Origin of the sequence: Haliscomenobacter sp. (assembly GCF_040403615.1) — a bacterium.
Classification (GTDB): Bacteria; Bacteroidota; Bacteroidia; order Chitinophagales; family Saprospiraceae; genus Haliscomenobacter.
The window spans coordinates 91,788-113,679 of sequence record NZ_JBBAKG010000006.1 but is presented as its reverse complement, the minus strand read 5'-3'; the positions used below and the strand labels follow the sequence as shown (position 1 = coordinate 113,679).

At 45.2% G+C, this 21,892-nt stretch carries 18 protein-coding genes; 6 read left to right on the top strand and 12 right to left on the bottom strand.

Annotation, left to right across the window (positions count from 1 at the left end):
- Positions 1–156: 156 nt before the first annotated feature.
- Genes ABW391_RS03690 through ABW391_RS03680 form a run of 3 tightly spaced genes read left to right on the top strand, consistent with a single transcriptional unit; the run spans position 157 to position 4,283 of the window.
- Entirely contained in the window at positions 157–705 is a 549-nt protein-coding gene (locus tag ABW391_RS03690) for a heme NO-binding domain-containing protein (protein WP_353480477.1), read from the top strand.
- 4 nt (positions 706–709) lie between these two features.
- A complete protein-coding gene (locus ABW391_RS03685) occupies positions 710–3,577 on the top strand; it encodes a PAS domain-containing sensor histidine kinase (RefSeq protein ID WP_353480476.1) in 2,868 nt (955 codons plus the stop codon).
- A 10-nt stretch (positions 3,578–3,587) separates the two neighbouring features.
- Positions 3,588–4,283: a LytR/AlgR family response regulator transcription factor gene (locus ABW391_RS03680; RefSeq protein ID WP_353480475.1), complete on the top strand. Its 696-nt coding sequence runs from the start codon at positions 3,588–3,590 to the stop codon at positions 4,281–4,283.
- Here ABW391_RS03680 and ABW391_RS03675 read toward each other — a convergent pair.
- The 10 genes from ABW391_RS03675 to ABW391_RS03630 all read right to left on the bottom strand — a co-directional run bounded on the left by ABW391_RS03675 (position 4,278) and on the right by ABW391_RS03630 (position 16,568).
- Positions 4,278–5,180 (bottom strand): glycosyltransferase family 2 protein, encoded by a 903-nt coding sequence (locus ABW391_RS03675; protein WP_353480474.1) that lies wholly within the window; start codon positions 5,178–5,180, stop codon positions 4,278–4,280. The two genes, ABW391_RS03680 and ABW391_RS03675, sit on opposite strands and share 6 nt — an antisense overlap.
- Before the next feature lie 59 nt (positions 5,181–5,239).
- Entirely contained in the window at positions 5,240–6,049 is an 810-nt protein-coding gene (locus ABW391_RS03670; RefSeq protein ID WP_353480473.1) for an SAM-dependent methyltransferase, read from the bottom strand.
- Positions 6,030–7,322 (bottom strand): flippase, encoded by a 1,293-nt coding sequence (locus tag ABW391_RS03665; protein WP_353480472.1) that lies wholly within the window; start codon positions 7,320–7,322, stop codon positions 6,030–6,032. Before ABW391_RS03665 ends, ABW391_RS03670 begins: the two co-directional genes overlap by 20 nt.
- On the bottom strand, positions 7,312–8,460 hold the full coding sequence (locus tag ABW391_RS03660) for a glycosyltransferase family 4 protein (RefSeq protein WP_353480471.1): 1,149 nt from the start codon (positions 8,458–8,460) through the stop codon (positions 7,312–7,314). The genes ABW391_RS03665 and ABW391_RS03660 overlap by 11 nt, the downstream gene beginning before the upstream one ends.
- Positions 8,429–8,554: a hypothetical protein gene (locus tag ABW391_RS03655; RefSeq protein ID WP_353480470.1), complete on the bottom strand. Its 126-nt coding sequence runs from the start codon at positions 8,552–8,554 to the stop codon at positions 8,429–8,431. The genes ABW391_RS03660 and ABW391_RS03655 overlap by 32 nt, the downstream gene beginning before the upstream one ends.
- 6 nt (positions 8,555–8,560) lie before the next feature.
- On the bottom strand, positions 8,561–9,724 hold the full coding sequence (locus ABW391_RS03650) for a glycosyltransferase family 2 protein (RefSeq protein WP_353480469.1): 1,164 nt from the start codon (positions 9,722–9,724) through the stop codon (positions 8,561–8,563).
- Positions 9,721–11,187 carry an O-antigen ligase family protein gene (locus ABW391_RS03645; RefSeq protein ID WP_353480468.1) on the bottom strand — a complete coding sequence of 489 codons (1,467 nt, stop codon included), beginning with the start codon at positions 11,185–11,187 and terminating at the stop codon, positions 9,721–9,723. Before ABW391_RS03645 ends, ABW391_RS03650 begins: the two co-directional genes overlap by 4 nt.
- Positions 11,188–11,305: 118 nt before the next feature.
- Positions 11,306–12,487: a glycosyltransferase gene (locus tag ABW391_RS03640; protein ID WP_353480467.1), complete on the bottom strand. Its 1,182-nt coding sequence runs from the start codon at positions 12,485–12,487 to the stop codon at positions 11,306–11,308.
- A 47-nt stretch (positions 12,488–12,534) separates the two neighbouring features.
- Complete coding sequence (locus ABW391_RS03635; RefSeq protein WP_353480466.1) at positions 12,535–14,646, bottom strand: GumC family protein; 2,112 nt, start codon at positions 14,644–14,646, stop codon at positions 12,535–12,537.
- Between the two features lie 5 nt (positions 14,647–14,651).
- Positions 14,652–16,568, bottom strand: a complete 1,917-nt coding sequence (locus tag ABW391_RS03630; protein WP_353480465.1) for an acyltransferase family protein — start codon at positions 16,566–16,568, stop codon at positions 14,652–14,654.
- 254 nt (positions 16,569–16,822) lie between these two features.
- On the opposite strand from ABW391_RS03630, the gene ABW391_RS03625 reads away from it, so the two are divergent.
- Genes ABW391_RS03625 through ABW391_RS03615 form a run of 3 tightly spaced genes read left to right on the top strand, consistent with a single transcriptional unit; the run spans position 16,823 to position 19,776 of the window.
- Complete coding sequence (locus ABW391_RS03625) at positions 16,823–17,197, top strand: response regulator (RefSeq protein ID WP_353480464.1); 375 nt, start codon at positions 16,823–16,825, stop codon at positions 17,195–17,197.
- 33 nt (positions 17,198–17,230) lie between these two features.
- A complete protein-coding gene (locus ABW391_RS03620) occupies positions 17,231–17,998 on the top strand; it encodes a sugar transferase (protein WP_353480463.1) in 768 nt (255 codons plus the stop codon).
- Positions 17,999–18,051: 53 nt separating this feature from the next.
- A complete protein-coding gene (locus tag ABW391_RS03615) occupies positions 18,052–19,776 on the top strand; it encodes an RICIN domain-containing protein (RefSeq protein ID WP_353480462.1) in 1,725 nt (574 codons plus the stop codon).
- 231 nt (positions 19,777–20,007) lie between these two features.
- On the opposite strand, the gene ABW391_RS03610 is transcribed toward ABW391_RS03615, so the two are convergent.
- Both ABW391_RS03610 and ABW391_RS03605 read right to left on the bottom strand, forming a co-directional pair.
- Positions 20,008–20,259, bottom strand: coding sequence for an acyl carrier protein (locus tag ABW391_RS03610; protein WP_353480461.1), 252 nt, complete (start codon positions 20,257–20,259; stop codon positions 20,008–20,010).
- A 260-nt stretch (positions 20,260–20,519) separates the two neighbouring features.
- Entirely contained in the window at positions 20,520–21,860 is a 1,341-nt protein-coding gene (locus tag ABW391_RS03605; RefSeq protein ID WP_353480460.1) for a lanthionine synthetase LanC family protein, read from the bottom strand.
- Positions 21,861–21,892: the final 32 nt, after the last annotated feature.

Below are 21,892 nucleotides of genomic sequence, written 5' to 3'. Positions count from 1 at the left end.
TTTCCTGAGCCAGAGGATTAGATAAGACTCTTGAAATGAAACGCTTTCTTATCTAATCCTCTGGCAAAATGATCACTTATTTTTTTATCACCCCTAGGAAATATTCATTTTTTCCTATATTTTTATACCTTATTACTGTAAAAAATACTGCACACCATGAAAGGAATAGTTTTTACCCATTTTTTTGAAATGGTTGAAAGTGAATTCGGTGAAGAAATGGTAGAAACTTTAATCGATGACGCAAAGACTTCTACCAACGGCGTTTACATCACTGCTGGAACCTATCCTGCTGAGGATATGGTCAATTTGGTTTCTTCCCTTTCCAAATCAACTCAACTTCCACCACCGATGCTTTACCGCCACTATGGCAACTATTTATTCAAGCAATTGTACACTGGCTACTCCTTCTTCCCACCTGAAGTTTTACATAATACTTTTTCTTTTCTGGATTCAATCAACGACTACATCCATGTTGAGGTACGCAAGTTGTATCCTGACGCAGAATTGCCCCATTTTGCGACCCACCATCGCGATGAGCACAAAATGGTTTTAGAATACACATCTAGTCGCCGCCTGAGTGATTTGGCTTATGGCCTAATTGAAGGTTGCCTGAAGCATTTTGGCGAAGCAGGTAACATTGAGCTTGAACCACTCACTGAGGACGGATCTAAAGTCTTGTTCACGGTAACGCTCAATCCAGGCTAAGACAATGGATGAATTGACCATACTGAGACGCAAACTCGAACGTGAAAAGCTTGCAAAGAAAGAGGCGGAACGACTTTTGGAGGAAAAAGCGTTGCAGCTTTATTTTGCCAACGATAAATTGCGGGTAGCCAATTCTGAACTAGAACAAAAACTAAAAATACAATCCAGTGTCTTTGAAACCCAACAAGAAAGATACCGCAGTCTGGTAGAAAATGCCGAAGACATTATTTTTTGGATCTCCCCAGATGGAATATTCACCCAAGTCAACCCTACTGTTGCTAGGATTTTAAAAAAAGAGGAAAGCGAATTGATCGGGATACATTACCTCGATGTAGTTCATCCCGATTACCGCGACAAAGTAAATCGTTTGCACCAACGGCAAATCGAACGCGGAATTCCGGCTACATACCTGGAGTTTCCGGTGGTAGGTGGATTCGGACAAATCATTTGGCTGGGACAACGCATCACCCTAGTGTATAAAGACGGCGAATTAATTGAATTGGCGGGCTTGGCACGCAACATTACCCATCGCATCAATGCCGAGCAAAAACTGTTTCTGCTCAATACCCGGTTCAAGGCTTTGTTGGAAAACATGCAGGCCGCCATTATGGTGGAAGATGAAAACAAAAAAGTAATCCTTGCCAATCAAAAATTTTGTGACCTGTTTAGCATTTCCCTGAATGCCAATCTTTTGACCAACAAAGACGCTCTTGGTTTAATGCAATCCATCGAGATCCAGTTTATGAATCAGGAGGCATTGAAAGATCAAATCAATCGCGACCAAACACTTACTGATGCCGTACAAAATGAACTTACGCTGAGCAATGGTCGTATTTTGTTGATGAATTTCATTCCCATTCACCACGATAAAAAAAGGCTGGGAAATTTATGGTATTTTGAAGACATCACCGATCGGAAAAAAAGCGAAATTAAAATCCGTCGCAGCGAAGAGAAGTACCGGGGCATCATGGAAAACATGGAATTGGGGCTTCTTGAAGTCAATAAAGATGGCATCATTATTCGTGCTTATGAGCGTTTTTGCCAAATGACCGGCTATACGGCCAAAGAACTTTTGAATCAAGATGCTACCCAACTTTTGCTCCCCAAAGAGTTCCAGGAGTTGATGAACAAACAAAATAAAGAACGCGTAACGGGTCACCACGGGGTTTACGAGGTACAAATCATCCAGAAAGATGGTCAACGGAAGTGGATTTTGATCAGTGGTGCTCCATTCTATAATGAATTTGGCGAAATAATTGGTTCCATCGGCATCCATTACGACCTTACTGCCTTCAAAAAATTGCAATACGAACTAGAAGATGCGCGCCTGGAAGCAGAAAATGCCCGCGACGCAGAAAAAGACTTTTTAGCCAACATGAGCCACGAAATACGCAACCCCATCAATACCATTGTGGGCATGACGTATTTGTTGATGGACACCGACCTTTCTGATGAGCAATTGAAGTACCTGCAAAACATCAAGCATACCTCTGATATTCTACTTGCCCTGGTGAGCGACATTCTGGACATCACCAAGATCACCCAAGGTAAGATGGAACCCTCCTTCCGAGAACTCGACCTGGGTGAATTGATCAATGTCAATGCACAAGCAATGGCTTTCCGCATCACCGAAAAAGGTTTAAATTTTGAAACGGCCATTGACCCTCAATTGAATGCAACTGTGATGGGGGATCCTACTTTTCTGAATCAAATTTTGCTGAATCTGCTGGGCAATGCGGCAAAGTTTACCGAAAAGGGAAGCATCTTCCTTACTGCCCAATGCACAGAAAAAACTGAGAAATCAATTAAAGCCAAAATTTCAGTAGTTGATACTGGCATTGGGATACCTGCGGATAAAGTACCTTATATTTTCGAACGCTTTAATCAGGCGGGGAAAGCTACCAAACACAAATACGGTGGTACCGGCCTGGGCTTGAGCATCGCCAAGCAATTGGTGGAATTGCACGATGGCGAAATCAGTGTGCAATCCACTCTAGGAGCAGGCACGACCTTTACCTATGAAATCAATTTTGAATTGGTTGAACGTCCGGTTGCTCAATTAAATCAAGCATCTACCCAAAAAAATGTTTCAAAACTCAATGCCTTGCATATCCTTATTGTGGAAGACAACGTACTCAATCAGCAGTACATTGAGCGGGTTTTGATGCGCAATAACCTGACCTTCTGTACCGCCAATCATGGCAAAGAGGCACTTAAATTTTTGGAAGAACAGCGCTTTGACCTTATTTTGATGGATATACGCATGCCTGAAATGGATGGATACGAAACGACTATCCGCTTGCGAAATATGCACCACAACCCCAATTGCAATATACCCATTGTGGCCCTTACAGCCTCCGCGCTGCTCGACGAAAAGGAGAAAGCTTTAAAAACCGGGATGAATTACCACCTAACCAAACCATTCACCCCAGATCAGATTGAAAAACTAATCGCGGTAGCCATCGACAATCGTTTTGAAAAAACCAGTCATGCGACTAGCAGTGATTCTCTTTATCATCCAGAACTCAACCGCGAAGAAATTGAACTGATGTTTGGTGGTGATGTGGAACATTTCCAGATGATCCTCGAGATTTTTAACCGCACCATGCCCGATGATTTCAAAGAGTTAAAACAAGCAATGGCAGATGGAAACTGGCCAATCGCTAAAGGTTTGGCGCATAAAATAAAGCCAAGTTTTCAAATGATTGGTTTGGGATACATGACCAAAAACGTGCAGGAACTTGAGGCGGCACTCGACCAAGCTACCGATCACGAACTTATAAAAGATTTATTTGATATATTTTTGAAAAATGTGCAAAAAGCTTTGCATATTGCCTCAGAACAGGAAAGTTATTTCCGGCAAACTGTTTAAATACTGACCCATGGAACTACGCTGTATCATTGTAGACGACGATGAAGTTTGTCGCACCTCATTGCAAAAATTTTGTGGAAAAATTGAAGACTTGGAAGTAGTTGCAACCTGCAAGAGTGCAGCTCAAGTTATTGAATTGCTCGAAGAAGAATGGGCTGATTTTATTTTTCTGGACATTGAAATGCCTGGAATTAGTGGGATGGAATTGGTCAAATCTGTAGTTCATTTACCCTATATAATTTTCACAACTTCCCGAATTGAATACGCATCACAGGCTTTTGAATTCAAAGAGCGCATTGTCGATTTTATCGCAAAACCTATCACTTTGCCTCGCCTGATTAAGGCAGTAGAACGGGTGCGTGAACTGGTAGTCAAAGAAAACAAGACCAAAAGCAGCGAAGACATTTTCATCAAAACCGACGGACGCATTGTGCGAATCCAGGTAGATCAACTCCTTTACATCGAAACCGTAGGTGATTACGTGATGTTTTACACCGCCGATACCAAATACATGGTTCATTCAACCCTCAAAAGGATCGATGAAAGGCTTCAACATCCACAATTGCTCAAAGTACATCGATCCTTCATCATCAATTTGAGTAAAGTAGTGGACATTGAAGACAATACCATCGTCATCAATAAAAAAGTAATTCCTGTATCTAGACAATACAAATCTTTATTGCTTCGGCGCATTAATCCTTTATAGCCCAATAATCACCTGTCTGCCCAGTCTCCCCTTCAACCAGTCTTGTACCGCCTGAATAAAAGCGTTGAGGTGTTTTTTTCTCCCAGAACGCCACAAATTGAACGTACGCATAGGAAACACCAAACCGAAGAAATAGAGAAAAAACAGTACGCGTAGTTTACTATTGCCAAATTTATGCATAAAAACCAAGCGGTTACGGGTAAGGTAGTACAACTTCAATGGAGAATCTTGCCCGGTACTCAATGATGCCTTGTGGTAAATCCGCGCTTGAGGAACCACCCTAATTCTGTAGCCGGCTGCGCGAATTTTCTCCGACCAGGCTAGTTCCTCATAGTATAAAAAAAAATCCTCGGACATACCGCCAGTCTTTTCCCAAACATCCCGACGCAAAATCATGGCTGCGCCATGGGCATATGGGGTATCTTTTTCTTGTGAAAACTGTCCGCGATCGATCTGATGTTGGCCGATCAATTTATTGCGCCCCCGCCAATCGATTGGCGTAAATCCGGCGTATTGAATCTGCTCTCCAGATTTATAATAACAAATGAGTGGAGAGATCGCTCCCACCTGAGGATCATCAAAAGCAGCTAAACACTTCTCAAAAAAACCATCCGTTACTTCGGTGTCATTATTGAGCAAAAAGAAAAAACTGCCTTCGGCTAAACTCATCCCCTGGTTGTTCGCCGCGGCAAAACCAATATTGTCCTTATTGATAATGAGTTTCAAGGAAGGGCATACCGCAGCAAAAGCTGAAGCATAATCTGTCAAAGGATCATTGTCTACGAGAATGACTTCATAACTTCGAAAGGACTGGTTGGTTAAGGACTCCAAAAACGCAACAGTAGCTTCGGGTTGACGGTAGTTCACAGTGACAATACTAACTAATACATCTTTCATTGTGATTGAGTTAAAGATGATTCAGGGGGGATGGCATCATACCTGGGGGTAAAATGAAATTAATATGGTTTTCGACCAATCACGTGAATGGCATTCCCGCGACCAGGTTTTTTAAACAACGGATCCAAAGCAATCAGCAACTTGGCCAGCAACATGGATGGCAATTGCAACAAAACGCCTCCTTTTTTGCCCAACCAGGCCAATTCCCAGGCCAATCGAGACACCAAACCATCCGTAGCTTCAGCAGCAATGACCTCAAATCCTTCCCGCTCAAAACGCCCTTTCAATCCAGACAGGTCGTATACTTGGCCAACGTGCTCTTCTTCCAGCCAATGTTGGTGTTCTTCAAACCAACTTTCCGGAAAAATGGTGCGTTGAACTTTATTGGGAATCTTTACCAAAAAATACCCTCCTGGACGCAAGCGTTCAAAAACGCCAGCGAAAGGCATTTCTGCTTCCGGAATGTGTTCAAAAACATCTACCGAAAAAACAAAATCGTATTGAGGCCAGGCATTGGTGGTCTCTATTTTTTGATTGATTACGTGTATCCGGTCATCCAAGTGCGCTTTCTTGAGCATCGTTTGGACGTTTGTGCAACGCTCGGCATCGATGTCCAAGGCTGTAATTTGGGCATTGGGCACCAAATCGGCCATCAGTACGCTGTATTCGCCATAGCCACATCCCAGATCCAAAATTTTAGTCCAGTTTTCAAAAGAGAGCTGTTCCAGGATACGCATAAATACGCGTGAACGGGCATAATTACCGACGTTGGTGTAGCCAAAAACTTTGTGAAAGATTTGTCCCAAAAACGGGAATTTCCGCATGCGGTCGCTGGATAGGTATTGAAGTCTACCGAACGCTATTGACATGGCTAATTGATTTTTGAAGTTGATGAAAAAATTGACGATAGTAATCCAGAGCACTCTTTATAGCGCTCAAACCGGCAGGTGCTTCATCTTTTCCTACCAGCCTCCGACTTAGGATAACCGTTATCCAGGTAGCAAGCAATGTTGCAAACGCAGCACCAGAAATGCCCCAAATGGGGATAAATAAAATATTCAAAACCAGGTTGATACCTGCACTGATCCACATAATTCGGAAATTGAGCTGCGGGCGACCACTCGACTCTAGAAGCAAGCCCAACATGCGTCCAAATGGCTTAATCAGCGCCATCAAGGCAAACAATCTCAGGCAATTGGCCGCTTGTACATAAGCCGAACCCGCCAGTATTTGAATGATCAATGGCGCGGCAATCAACACCCCAAGCGCCATCGGAATGCTCGCAGCCAACATCAACCCAACTGTTTTGCGCAAGGTTTCGGAAGGTATTTTAGACTCACTTAACTCGGGAAATGCCGCCTGCGTCACCGCATTTAGCGGTATTTCAATGTAGTTGTTGATGCGGGAAGCTACGCTGTAAAAACCCACCGCAGTAGGCCCCAACATGTACCCAAGCAACAAAGCATCCGTTTTTTGGTACAACAATGAGCCAATGCTGGTTCCCGCCGAATATCGACCAAAGTCGAACAGGCTTTTCATGTGCTGCCGTTTGGGCATCATTTTAGGCAAACTCAATCCTCCGGTAATGGCGCCAACCAGATAACTCAATACCTGCCCGCCAACCAGATAGCTTAAGTCGTTGCTTTTGAGGCCGTAAAGCACCAAAACCAAAGACAGCAACCAGGCTATACTCATCCCAAATGCACCACTGCGCACCCTGCCAAAGGCCAAGTCGTTGACCGATTCACTTTGGGTAAGTTGAAACAATCCCGACATCAATGCCAAAGCTGGATACCATAAAGTAAGGGTTCGTAGTACGGGCATGTGCCAATAAACCGCAGCGCCCCAGCCCAAAAGCATCACTATAGGCATCAGGATGAGTGTCAGAATCAGCTGTAATCCCCAAGCTGCCGCTTTCCACTCTTCAGGATTGGTACTCTCTTTTCGGGACAAATAAATCCAGGCATTGTGTACAAAAGAAACCCGCAAGCCTTCAGCCAATGAAAAAAGCAATAGATAAAACGACCAGCCTCCCATTTGCTCTGGACTCAGATGCCTTGCCAACAAGATGAAAGCAACTGCTTGCACCAGCATTTGAATCGACTGCGCCCAGAAGGCGGCTTTGACGTTTTTAAGCTGCATGACCCAGGGTTTTAGCGTACACTCGTAGCGTTTGATCTACTACTGATGTCCAGGAAAAGTTTTCTGCTACATATTTTTTACCATTTCTGCCGTATTCATCCGCCAACTCTGGATGGGCGTACATCGTGTTGATGGCCTTGGCCAATGCTTGGGCATCACCTGCCGGAAACCGTAAACCATTGAATCCATCAATGATCACATTGCGGGTACCCGGCAATTCTGTACAAACCGAAGGGCGGCCACAAGCTGCAGCCTCTAGCAGTACAACGCCTTGGGATTCCATCCAGGATGGCAATACCAGGGCCAATGAGGTTTCCATTTGCTTAAGTACATCTGCACGAGGTTTTTCTCCAAGCAAGTGTACTTGGCCTTCTAAACCTCGATTTTCGATGATGCGCTTTATTTTTTTGAGATCAGGCCCATCGCCGATGATGTCAAGTTCCAAACCGGGTTCGAAATACTCTGCAGCTTCCAGCAGCACTTCAAGGCCTTTTACGGGATCTAATCTTCCTACAAACAGCAGCTTGCGGTAATTCACTTCATTTTTGTAGAGCTTAGGACTTTCTACCCCATTCGGCACCACATCGATCGATCTGGCCTGTCCGGGGTACAGTTTACCCACCAAATTCTTAAGTCCGTCACTTACGGCGATGCATGCTCGAGAAAATTGGAGTGGCCGCTTTTCCAAAAACCTCGCCAACAACCCATGAATCCGATCATCCAGGCTTCCTCTACTCTGCCGTTCACCAGCAACCAGGCCATGCAAGGTCAATACTGTTGGTTGTTTGAATACTTCTTTGCTGACCAGGCCTCCACTGCGTCCTTGAAAATGAATGACATCAAAGTCTTTTGCATAGAATTGCAACCAACGGCGCACCGACAGATTGAAACACAATTCTTCCATGGTCAACGGAATCAAGGGAAGCTTTCTGCCCGGAAAGTAAGGAATGCGAATCAACGTTCGGCCTTCCTTTTCCACGCTGTAGGTTTTTTTCTTGATCGACCCCGCCGTAAGAGTACTCACCTGGTGGCCGGCTTCCAACAAAGCACCACTTAAAGACCAAGTGTGCGTTTGGATGCCTCCGGCAAATGTATCAGGCAAAGATTTACAAACCATCAGTATTTTCAGTGGGCGCATTGCTTTCGGTTTCTTTATCGTTGAACAATCCCCAAAAGAAGCCGATCAAAGCGATGAACAGCAACAAATTCCAGGGCATACCTTCTCCGAACATGATTGTTTAGTTTTGATGTGATGTATGGATAAAATTGCGGTTGGCATTGCGAATGCGGCCAGTTGCCCGCAAGGTTTGCCAAATGATTCCAGGCAGTTTATACAGGCTGCGCCAGGCACCACTTTTCCAAAAATTAAGCGGAATCGCGAAAAACATTCCTCCTACATTCATTCCCAATAAGGTGAACCAAAACACGGGGTGGGCATCGATCAGCCAGGCAAGTACACTTAGCACGGCCAGCATCAGCGGCATTAGCAAACGGGGCGGTAGCGCCATTTGCAATACGCGGTGAAAACAATCGATGTTTCCTTTGGACAATTGGCGCAAACCAACTGGAAAAAAGCGAAACAAATTGGCGTATTGGGCCGCAATCCAACGGCGGCGCTGATTGTGAAAGCTCTGGTTGTTGCGCACTTTTTCGTCCCAAACGATGGCTTCGGGGCAATAGCCAATAAAGGCTCCTTGCTCGGTATAGCGTACTTCCAATTCTTTGTCAAAACCACCAACCGCTGCACTTTCAGCCATGAATTGCTTGAACATGTCGTATTCAAATGCCATTCCCGAGCCCGACATGCGCGATGACAGCCCCAGGGCATTGTGCCCCCGGCAGTAGATGTGGTTGTTGACATCTTCACTAAGCCCGTCAAGAACAGCGGTGGGGGTATCTGCGTTTTTTGCAACGCGTTGCCCCTGCACCGCCTTCCAGCCCCGGGCCAGACTAGCGTTCATGTACTGTAAAAAATCTGGAGCCATCAAATTGTCAGCGTCCAGAACCACCACGGCATCAAAGTGAGCGGGTAGCGTCACCAGAGCAACGTTAAGGGACTTAACCTTGGTGGATTTTTCAAAAGAAACCGGCAATACCTGAATGGGCAGATGACGCAGGCGTTCCAGGGTTGAATCTTGCAATTGATCTGCGATCACACAGACTTCGTACAAATCAGTTGGGTAATTTTGTTGTAAAGCAGTTTTTGCGGTATTTTCAATAACAGCGTCTTCTTTGTAAGATGGAATAAGCACCAGAAAACGCCGCAATGGGGTATCCGCGCTCAATATGATGGGTCGCCGAATAGGCATCAGCCCAGCCAACGAAAATAAAGCGATAAACCCAGCACTGTATGCAAAATAAATCGCCAAGGCCAAGCCGATGATACTCATCAAAACGTTCATGACTTTTTGTTTTTAAGGGTTAACTTTTCTTTCTCTTCCAATTCCTTTTCGTAAAGGGGCGTGAGGAAGATAAAAGGGATCAATAGGTTCATTACCATGCCCGTAGGCATTTGCCCAAAGACCTGATTGCCGTAGCTCGACAACAATACGCCACCAATTGAGGCATACATGGCCATGGCTTTATAGCGAAGAATTTGATTTTTTAAGCGCCATATCACCGATGCGCCTTTGCCCATAATGTACCCCAGTACAAAAAGGTGTAAGGAAACGCCCACAACACCTGTTTCGGCCCAGATTTTGACGTACCAGCTATCGGTAGCGGTTTGCGCCAGCAGTGTATTGGGGCTGAAGCGTGCCCCCCAGAATCCGGCAGTACCAACGCCTCCTCCCAAGGGTCGTGTGCTCAAATATTTACCAAAGGTTCTTTGATTTTTCAGGCGCACCAGCAAAGAAGGATTACTGGGATCCATTGCTGTACGCATGCGGTTTACCTGCTCTATGCTTTGAAAAGCGAAAGTGTACTTGAGGGTATAAAATGCCAGGCCGATTACAATGAAACCGATGGCCAGTATTTTGAAGTTTTTGGAGGCGATTAGAAAAATAACCGCACCTGCTGCAGGTACAACCAGGGCGCCTCTTGTGCCTGAAATGGCAAAACCAATGAAGGTAATCAAGGCTGCAATACCAAACCAAATGCGTTTGGTCATGGGAAAAGGGCCAAGGGCCAAAATGCCACACATCAGCGCGACCATCGCTTGCGATGATCCAAACTGACCGGCGTCGCTGTAATACGAAAACACCCGCAACTTTCCGTGCAAAATGTGCTCTTTGCTGTGTTCTTCTACATACAACCAGTAGTGTTCTGCATCATCAATGCCGATCAGCATTTGCTTGAACCCCCAGGCTGTACCAAGCAAGGACAACCAAATGATAGCATTAAAAACCCGATCCAAATCCGCGCTTTTCCTAAAGTAACTGAAAACCAGCACAAATGACAAGAGCTGGTAAAATCCGATCCCGCGCATGGCATAAAACCAGGCTACCGGACTGATGGCTTCTGGATTGACCAGCTCAAGCAAAAGGTAAAGCATCCAGATGGTGGCCAGCAGCATGATATCATTTTTGACTGCCGAATAATCTTTGGTTCGATATTGCTTTGAAAACCAACCGATGATGCCTAAAAACAGAAACACATCCAGGGTTAAGCCCCAGGGGGCAGCCAAATAACGGGATAGACCGGAAGACAAGAAACCCAGAATCAAGGCCCAATAAACCCCCATTTTGGGATCGATGACCAACCAGGCAGCAAAAAACAAGAGAAAAGGCAAGAGTAAAATCACCGCACTATTGACCAGATTGCCACTAGCAAAAACGACGCTAAATACTGCACACACTATAAAAATCCCTACCCCGATCAGGGTATGTCTTTGTTTTAAGAGCGATATGTGTTGTGCTATAGTCATTGATCACAGTGTTTTGATGTTCCAAAATTAAGTGATATGAGACCCTCTAGCTGAATTCTTAGGTTTTTGGGTTAAAAGGCAAGGTATCCTGCAAATCGCATCGTTTTTTGGATATTCTTTAGTTTTTTTCTGATGTGTTCCCAACAAAATCCAATAATTGCCGAGCTCTGGCCTGCCAGGTTTGGTTGCTGGCAAAAGCCTTGCGTTGTATCATTTTTTCAGCATTATCACTCGAAATAACGGCTCGGAGTGCTGCTACAAAAGATTGGGAGTCGTTGGCCAAATTGGCCCAGGAGGCCAGTTGTGGCATGTCGCCAAAACTGGTACTCACCACGGGCAAACCGAGAGCGAGGTATTCGTTGACTTTCATTGGATAGATGCCGTTGGTCAGCTCGTTTCGGAGAAAAGGGATAATCCCCACTGAGAAATGTCGCATGCGCTCAGGCAAGTCATGATAGGCGATTGGCGCATTAAAATGCACATTGGAATATCTGGACAATCTATTAGAGATGGCCTCATCTTGCACCCTCCCAGTGAAAGAGAAATCGCATTCAAGCATAGACTTAACCACTTCTTCTACCAGATCAAGATCGATGCGTTCGTCCAAACTGCCCACATACCCGATCACAGGGCGATCAGTTGTGGCCGCAGCTCTTTCTACGTTCAGAAAAATGGCATCTACGCCGTTGGGAATTTGAACGCCAGGCTGATCGGGCTGCCTTTTTTGCGCCAGCAAATGGCTGCCTGAACAAATGAGGCCATCGGCCATTTTCAGGGCTTCTGCTTCAAAGCGAGCAACGTGGCGCTCCGTCCAATTGGCAGCGCCAATTTCGTCATAGCAATAATACAGCAGGCATGCTGCACCAATCGATTGCATTGCTTTGGCGTAAAGCGGCTGACAAGCATTGATTGCCGCAAAATGATGTTGCCCCCAGACTTTCACAGCCCTCAAGAGGCTGTGGTGCACCATCCATTCATTGATGCGGTGCAAGACATCGAATACCCCCCCTTTGGGCAGGCCATTAATCGGCAACAGCGGCGGTAAACTCCACACCATTAGACTGGCACTTGGCTTACGCAATCGGCTGCTGAGTCCAAGCACTTTTTTGATGGGCAAACCAGGTTTTTTACCCAAAAAGGCCATCACCACATCTTTCCAGGTAAAGGCGTAATCGATGTACAACACCGGAACCGTTTCCGATACAGCCCTCATCAGCTCAACCGTTGATTTGGTGTAATTGCCCTCCCACGCGGGGAGAGCCAAGCACAATATGGGACTTTGCTTGAATTCAGTGTTCATCTTGGGTACTTTACAAAAAATATATAAAGATTGGCATTCCAGACATTTTAAGAATATTGCAGGGTTACCATACGTTTCAGCCAACGGCGTGGCAAGTTTCTGCGTTTTGGCACTTCTCCGATCACGTCTTCCATTTGATCAATGGCCAGAGCATTCAAGAATAAGTGCAAGGGCGTTTTGGCCACCTGATGTAGGCGAACCAGGGCTCGTTCATCGGCTTTAGACCAAACTTTGCGGGCGTACGAAACCAAAAGGGAGCAGTGGACATCGCCCATTACGGCAATGAAATCAGATTGTTCCAACAAGGATGGGAATTCAATAAAGACCCAACTCGGCGTTTGGAGCAAACGTTGCTCAAACTCTGCTTTGCGTGCAATCCATTCGCTGGGTTTCAACCGAATCACCTGGCTGCCTTTTTTCTCCATAAACGCGGTCAATCGATCGATTAGCCAGGTTTTGCCTTCACCATTGCGGGTAGAAAAAAAGCCAATCACCGGAGATGGAACGTTGGTCGCATCAAGGCGCAAGGCATAAACCAACTGCTCCATGGCACGGTGATTGATCGAAGCATAATTTATTCTGGAAAAACGCCCCATCTTGAATTTATCCACGAAGGGCATGGCAGAGGCCAATTTTAGATTGGTTTTTTCTTCAGCGCGTTGTACCGAGTTGAGGGATTGATCCATCAAGTGCAGAGCAATAAACAAACCCAATGGTAAAAATATCCCCGCCATGAACGCCATAATCACAAACATCATTTTTTTGTCTGCCTCGGGCTTGTTTGGAAACACGGGTTTGTCGATGATTTTGAGGTTGGAACTCATCATCATGTTGATCTGGTGCAAGCGGGCCTGGTTGTAACTGTGCAAGTTTTCCAGGTAAGCCCTTTCGTTTACATCGATCTGGTGCTCCATGCGTCGGATGGTTGACCCCCAGGGCGCAAACATATCGTAGATTTTGATGAATTCTTGCTGGCGTTTGTGGATGACTTGTAGGCGAGCAGTTGATTCTTCCATTCTCAATACGCTGTTGAGCCATTGGGTGAGTACATCGCGTACGGGCAGGCCTTCGGGCATATTGGAATTGACCCAGGTTTCATCTACCGTTTCCCGGATGTCTCCACGCATCTTTTCTGCCTGCCGCTTAAGCTTGCGCAAATCAGCGGCAGAAAATTCTGCGGTACTGTCCGGTAAAATTTCCATGGTGCTGATTTTGGAACTCAAATCCGCCAGTGCTTTGCGTTGATCCATGATGGAGCGGTTCAACTTAGGAAGGTTAATTCGTTCCCGCAATTGAATTTCAAGTCTTTGCATGGTTGAATCCGCCGAAGCCAGATTCATCAATTCTTTATAGAGCAATTCGTCAATGTCTTCTTTTTTACCCGAAATAAACCGGGTTTGTTCCCCGTAGTTAATAATGCGGTTGCTCACGTTGAAACGCAGCAAATCGTTTTCCGCTGTGCGCAATTCGCTGGCGGATTTCTGAGTTGCTTCCTCAAAAAAATCCAACACATCTCCGGATTGTCCTTTCTTCAAACTAAGCTGGGTTGACATCATGATTTCCGCCAGCATTTGCAAAGAAAGTTGACAAATACCTGGATCAATTGTAGTATAAGCGATGTGCAACATGTCACTGTTGCCGTGGCGTTCCACCTTTATTTTTTGCAAATGTTCAATTCCAAACAGTGGATGATCCGAATACAGCAATTTATAGACGACATTCTCCCGATCGTGGTCACGCATTTTGACAATGGCGGCCATGGTTCCAAGTGGCGATTCGCGCAATTTTTTTACAACTTTAGCCCCAAGGTTTTCTTCCAGTTCCTTGCGGTTTTCTGGAAGCAGAATTTGAGCGCTATCGCCTTTTAGCAGCGCATGTGCCAACAAACGCAAGCCCAACTCCTCCATGGTGTGGTAAGAAGTGGCTACGTTGATGATGTTTTGTAGTTCGTTGTTGGTAAACGCATAATCGATGGTTCCGCCTTCATTGGACTCAATGGTATAGGCCGAAACCAATCCAGTATTGATTACCGAATGGGAGGAATACTGGGGCGCCTGGTTCTTTAGACTTGCCCAGGTAAGACCACCCAGAGAGACAGCGCACAAGGCCATCCAGATCCCGTTGCGGTATATTATCCTTAAAAAATCCAATAAGCTCATGGGAATTAGTTAATTGATTCTCCGACAATAATATTTAGCAAGTGATATGCCATTTCCACCGAAGACTTGCGCCGTTCCAGCTCCATCCTCGCCTGGAAATGTAGTTCCATGGCTTTTCCATATTCATCAATACTCATCTGGGCTTCTTTGAAGTATTTTTCAGCCACCGTGAGTTGCAAGGTACTGGCTTCTTTTGCAGCAGATTGCAATTCGAGCAAGCGCAGTGCTTCTTTAAATTGAGTGTATCTTGCAATTACTTCTTGCTTAATGGTTTGAATTTGTCCGGACTTGTGCAACATCTCCTTTTCCATGATCAGCGTCCGCTTTTTGATTTCATCCTTGCGGCTGGTAAGTGCTGTCAAGGGAATTTGCACATTGACACCAGCAGCAAACTGAACCGTTTGTCGGTTTGAGCTGGAATTAACGGCACGAAACCCGTCATTGTTGGTACTCACATAGTTGCCATTGCCTGCATCGGAAACTCCAGAAATCGAAAAGTGTTGCAGCCATTGCTTTTTGGTAATGTCTCGATCGACAGCATAAATTTCAATCTGTCGGTCTGTTTCTTTTAAAATAATCGCATTTTGGGTGGCTCTTTCGATCAAAACGGGTAGGGGTGCAACCACCCGACCTTGCCATGTTAAGGTGTCAGTCTGAGCGGTTGCCCTACCCACAAAAAAAGTTCCCCCTATAGTTAACACTGTAATAATCGTACTAGCATTGGCCCTGCTAACCGGTTTCAATCCGGATTTCAAAAACTGCATGAAAATGCTGGGCCAATTGCGGTTCATAAATGGTTTTTCAAAGAACAGGTATCCTGCGATGCTAAACATCAACACCGGAAGCACCCACATCACACCATGCACCAGCATGGAAACCAGGTAATTGGGGTGTACAAACCAGCCTTGGGTCAGTTTGCTAAAGCCCTCAAGTAGCGGCAAATGCACCAGATAAATGGTGTAACACATGCCTCCGATGGCTGCCACCCAAGGATTGCGCAATAAATTCCGAAACAAGGAGGGCCGCAGTGACAAGGTGAAAAAACCACCAAGTGCTGCCAAAAAGACGATGGTTTTCAAAAACTCTTCAGACCAGGTATACATCATCACGATCCAAAAAGGTAGGATCAGCATGGCCCAAGGACTCCGCTTTTCAGCGATCCTTCCTTGTTGGTACTGATCCCCGATCCATAATCCCATGAAAAAATAAGGTAACTGCCCTAGCAATGTAAATTTAAGCAACCCATGTTGCCACCCCATTACGTGCATCACTGCTGTATAAGCCAAAATAAGTGTAGGTATGATCCAAAAGCGAGGCTCCGGCTTAAAATAGCGCCGCAATAGGTACACAAACAATGGAGCCAATAAATAAAACTGGATTTCTATTTCTAAAGACCAAGCCACTGGATTGATCACCGAAAATTCTCCATATCCCAGGGTATGACTGTACAATAAACTCGCCAACAGATGCTGCCCTAAATCTCCTGCGGCAAAACGCCCAGACAAGAGCAAAACCAGTGCCCATAAACACATCCAGATCAAATAAGGCGGTTCGATCCGTAAAAGGCGGCCTCGAATGTATCCTTTATACGCTATCGGTTTCGAAGGATTCCAAAATGGTAAACTCAAGATAAACCCGCTGATGGCAAAAAAAAGCAAGACACTAATGCTACCTCTTGATGCTGCATAATGCAGCGGGTTATGTTCCCAGCTTTGTTGAATGCTCTGTGGTTGAATTCGGAACAGTCTTTCGCTGAGGTGCTGAATAACTACCGTCATAATGGCAACAAATCGTAAGCCATCTAATTCAGGTATGTATCTTCTTTCACTTTGTGGCCTGCTGATCCAGCGGAGTATCTCCTTGATACTGGCTCGCAGTGCGTTTGTGGTTGTTTTTACTACAGGGTGGATAACAGTTTTCATTGTGTTCGATTTACAATGCAAATGTACATGCCCTCCGAACTGCTTCCAGAATTCTTCGGTCAGGGGTGAAGAGCAAACGGCAATTGGTAAATTCTGTCGTTTTTTGGTAAATCAACCGGGTTTTGTCCCTCGGCAACTTCAGCTACCATTTATCGGCAGTTTTTGACCAAAAACCTTCGCATTTGACCGATTGCCCTATTAATCAATCCACACCCCTCTTTCTCACCCTAAATTTGTGGCATAAACCAATTGAAATGGAAGCGAACATTCTTTTAGTAGAAGACAATGAAATGATGCGTTCTTTTTTGGGACGCATTTTAAGCGCGGAATACAGAGTATATACCGCAGAAACCGCTGAAGAAGCACAATTGAGAATGGAAGCAGGTCTCCGCCCTGACATCATCATCACCGATTTAAAATTGCCTGGCATCAATGGACGCGAATGGCTTCAGCAACTCAAAAACAGTGAAGAATTTGCAGACATTCCTTGCATGATCCTTTCTTCTTCAGAAAGTGTAGATGAACGCATCAAATGCCTTGAAATTGGTGCAGCAGATTTTGTCATCAAGCCTTTTCACCCACGTGAACTGAGTTTGCGCATCGCCCAACAGCTAAAAGTGATCAACTAATTCCAATACCAAACTTTCTAAATATTTCCAGCCATGACCCAAGTTTTAAATTCTCTCATTGGCAGCCCTTCCTACAAAATTCCTTTATGGAAGCGCACCATGGATATTGTGGCATCCAGCATCCTGATTTTGATGTTGTTGCCCTTGTTCATCGTCATTGCGATCCTGATCAAACTGGAATCACGTGGTCCCGTTACGTACAATGCCAAGCGTGTTGGACAAGGCTACCGTGTCTTTAACTTTTACAAATTCCGCTCCATGCGGCCCAATTCTGATCAATTGCTGAGCAAACTCAAGCACATGAATCAGTACAATCAAACCAGTCAAGTAGCTGAGACAACCGATCCTCAATACAATGGAGGGACGCTGCTTCTGCAAGACGATGGCTTTATTTGTGAGGGCGAATACATGCAAGAACAAGCCCAAAAGAATCGCAATACCTTTTTAAAGGTCGAGAACGACCCACGTATTACCAGGGTTGGAAAATTCATCCGCAATACCAGTATTGATGAGCTGCCTCAGCTTTTCAACGTCCTGTTTGGCGATATGTCGCTGGTTGGTAATCGCCCTCTACCTGTGTACGAAGCCGAAAAACTGACGAAAGATGAATGGGTGGAACGCTTCTCGGCTCCCGCAGGCATCACCGGACTATGGCAAGTGACCGAACGTGGCAAAACGGGTGTATCCGAGGATAGCCGCAAAAGACTGGACATCGAATATGCAAAGCGGTACAATCTATGGCTGGATCTATGGATTCTCTTCCGTACACCCCTTGCTGCGATTCAAAAAACACAAGTTTAACCCACAACCTCTTGTATTTCCTCTAAACTGTGAACCTGTAATTTTACTCAACCATGAAAAAGTTCCAACCACTAAATTCGTTTTCTTTAGTTCAGACCCAACAGTACCTCAAGCAGATCTTGTGGGCCATTATCCTGCTGATCGTACCTACTTCAGTTATTTTTGGGCAATTAGAATCCGTTTCGTTCTACGTTGTTGCCCATCAAGATGACTGGCAGCTGTTTATGGCCAAAAGCGCCCAACCTGATGTACTTAATTCGAAAAATAAAACTGTATTCATTACCCTTACCGCCGGAGATGCGGGGTTAGGCAATGGGAGCTCGGCCTTCATTCCGTACTTTCAGGCACGCGAAAATGGCTCCAAATTGTCGGCCAAATTTCTTGCAGACATCCTCACTCAAGCGGACAAAAGTGAATTGAATACTTTCGTATATGCCAACTCGCATAAAATTGCTTGTTACAAGTATAAAAATACCGTCAACTATTTTCTAAGACTTCCGGATGGCAATGCCAGCGGTGACGGTTATCCCAAAACAGGAAACCAGTCGCTAAAAAGATTGAAGGAAAAAACTGTTCCTTCCGTCATTGCTGTCGACAGCTCAACGACGTATCAAGGCTGGGAAGATTTGGTGGCAACTGTGCGCAGGCTCATCGTAGCCGAATCTGCGGGTTTCAAAACCACCACCATCAACATGCCCGAGGCAGATCTTACTTTCAATACTGGCGACCACATCGACCACCAATATGCTGGAAGACTGGCAGAAGATGCCAGCAAAGACCTTACTTGCTTGAAGAAAAACTCCTGGGTAGGCTACCCTATAGCTGGAAAAGCAGTGAATGTAACCAACGATGAACTGATGAATTCCGTCGCTGCTTTTGCTTGCAATGCAGTAGGGAACATCCAGGGAGGTTATAAAGCAAACTGGGACGCTGCCCACAAACAATGGATCGGCAAAAACACCGCTCGTGTCACCGATATCCGTACCACAGAATGTACGGGAGTAGCGCCAAATGTGAGTATTCAAACAGACAAACCACTTGTTCTTCGCAACAAAGCCACTGGCAAATTTTTTGAAATTGCGGGTGCCTCAACTGGTGCAGGAGCATTTCTCCAACTGGGTACCAGAGTCAGTGCCGCAACACATCAGCAGTTTATCTTCAAAAAGACACCTGAAAATTTATGGGTGATTACTGGCCAACAGAGTGAATTGGCTTTGGACGCTTTCGGAGGTGGTTCTACCCCTGGTACCAGAATCTGGCAATTCCGGGTGAATGGTACCAATGCTCAAAACTGGTTGTTGGAAGCGGCAAGTGACAGTAGTTTTTTCATCAAAAACCAAAAGAGTGGTTTGTACATAGAAGGAGGACTTGCTGCAAAATCCAGCGAAGTTACCTTGCAGAACTACATCGGAGACGACAAGCAAAAATGGCAAATTGTTTCAGCAGATAAAGCCTTCACAACTAATCCAAATGGAGAAGTAACCACCGCTGTGAAAGAAATTGTAGAAGAAAAAAGCATCTGGAAGGTTTTCCCAAATCCATTGCAATACGCCGATCAGGTCAATTTTAGCCTGGATAAAGGAAAAACCGGAGACGTAACCGTTACGTTGAGCACCATGGGAGGACAATTGCTGAGTAGTCAATCCTACCAGGCTTTGGCCGCAGGATCAGTCCAACAGTTTGAATTCCCACCAATAACGCACGGTATTTACATCCTGGAGTTTGTACTTCAGACCGATGGACAACCCGAGCGCAAGGTGTTTCAAATTGTAAGGTAAATAAGAAAAAGGTAGTTAAACATACTAAGGGGGAATTTACATACTGGGGTAGGGGCTGCGGCCGCTTACCCCTTTTTTTTGTTGGCTTATTTTTGAGAGAATTGATTCACCCTTGAAATAGGTGAAATCGGAAGGAAGGTTTTAAGTTTGGGGTTTTCGGCTGCTAAGGGGCGGTAAAAAAAAGTGTTTCATTTTACCCCACTGTTAAGCAGCCGAAAACCCAAAACTTTTCTAGGCAGCATTTTGCTGCAAGAAAAAACTGGCGTCTCGTACAGTATCAATTTTTGCGGCTTGTTCCTGATTTAAGAAAACACCAAATTGAGATTCCAATTTGGCAATCAATAAATCTTTGTCAACCGAATCAAGGTATAAGTCGTCTACGAGATCAGTGTGTGGGTTGATGCGCGAGGTCGGGATGTTGAGTTCCCAGGCAATCAACTCGATGATGCGGTCCTCGGCGGTCCATTTGCTCTTTTTAGCCATTACCACAGTTCACAGTTTAGGTGATGAAATATTTGGGTTAACAGGATTGTCTGAAAGACAAAAAATAATAGATTTTGGTTTTTTTACAATCCCAAAATCGAATAAAGAACGATTCTGAGGCTGGATAGGTTGCCTGTTAGTGGTAATATTTTTGACAAATTGCAATGAAACCGCTGTAAACTGCTTTGAATTGACACTAAATAGCCTTGAATTGTAAAAGAAGTTTTCACTTGCAGGAGTACGGCTTAAGGATCTTTTTATTAGTAATTCCGGTAAGGTTCATCAGGAAAATGAATCAATTGCTTTTTGCCTTGCTCCAATTCCAACCAATGACAAAATAGGATGCCAATCCCCGCTGCGCCTTGCATGTATCCGGTCTGGGCGCTGAGATTATCTGGTTCGGAACGGTTTTCGGCCTGGATCCAACGCAGTCCATTGGCATCAGCGGTGGCGCGATTTAAGAGATCCTGGGTATGCAACCAGGCGTAATCTTTGTACTTCTTTTTTCCCTCCATGCGGTACAAGGTCAGAAAAAATTCGGCTACCCCTGCATTGCCACAACATTGGCCTACATTGTTCCAAAACCCGGGAGTCCTCTGCTGAGGAATAGGGGATTTCAAAAGGGTATTTATGGAAGCTTTCCAGGCTTTTTCCCAGGTTTTTCGGTCTTTTTTATAAGAATTGTACAATACGTAATACAGCCTTGCAGTGCCTACCGGGCCGTGGCAATACCCGTAATAAAACAGTTCCTTGCCATCTCCTTCCTCGTGGTGCGGAATGAGGCCTTCCGGGTTTTTGAGGGTCTGCAAATACCGGGCGCCATTTAAGGCAGTACGCAGGTAACGCCCTTCCTCTAAAATGGCAAAAACCTCGGCTGCGAAATAAGCAATACCCGCAGTCCCATGGGTGAAATTAGGCATGGTTTTTTCAATTCCAGGCCCCATTCGCCATTTCCACTGATCTACACTTACTCGTTGTCCACTGGCAACCAGCCAGTTGCAGGTATTGGCTGCCATTTCCAGGTAAGTGAAATTTTTAGTTTCCCGGTAAGCATACAATAAAAATAAACCAATACCCGCATTTCCTGAAATAATGTCATTGATTAAGCCCCAATGGGTGATTTCTCCACGTGAATCCGCAGCGTTGGTCAGCAATTTGAGGCAACGCTGAAATCCTTCATTGTAGCGCTCATCTTTGCTTACTTTGTACAATTCCCGCAAGGTAAACCCTACCCCACTGATTCCCGAAAATAACCCGGCTATTCCCTGGGTATCGTATTCATTCAATTGGGAAGGTATTTTTGACAATAAAAAATCTCCGCCTCCTTTTGCAGCGGTTAGGTATTCCGGGCGATTGGTTGCATGGTGAGCTTCCAGATAAAACAGGATGACTCCAGGAATACCGCTGTACAAATCAAGGCTGATCCGCTCGTTGTTGCTTTCGGGAGCTACGGGCCAGGCATTGCCTTCAGGACTGGTTCTGAGGTGTTTACTAAGCCACAAATGGATGCGTTGAATGCTGTCGGCCATTCCACTTTGTGCGGATGCATTCAAGGTTAAAAACAGCAAGGAAATGCCGATAATACTGCTGCGAAGGCGCATTGGCTGATTTTTTTGGCAAAATAGAAAAAGAA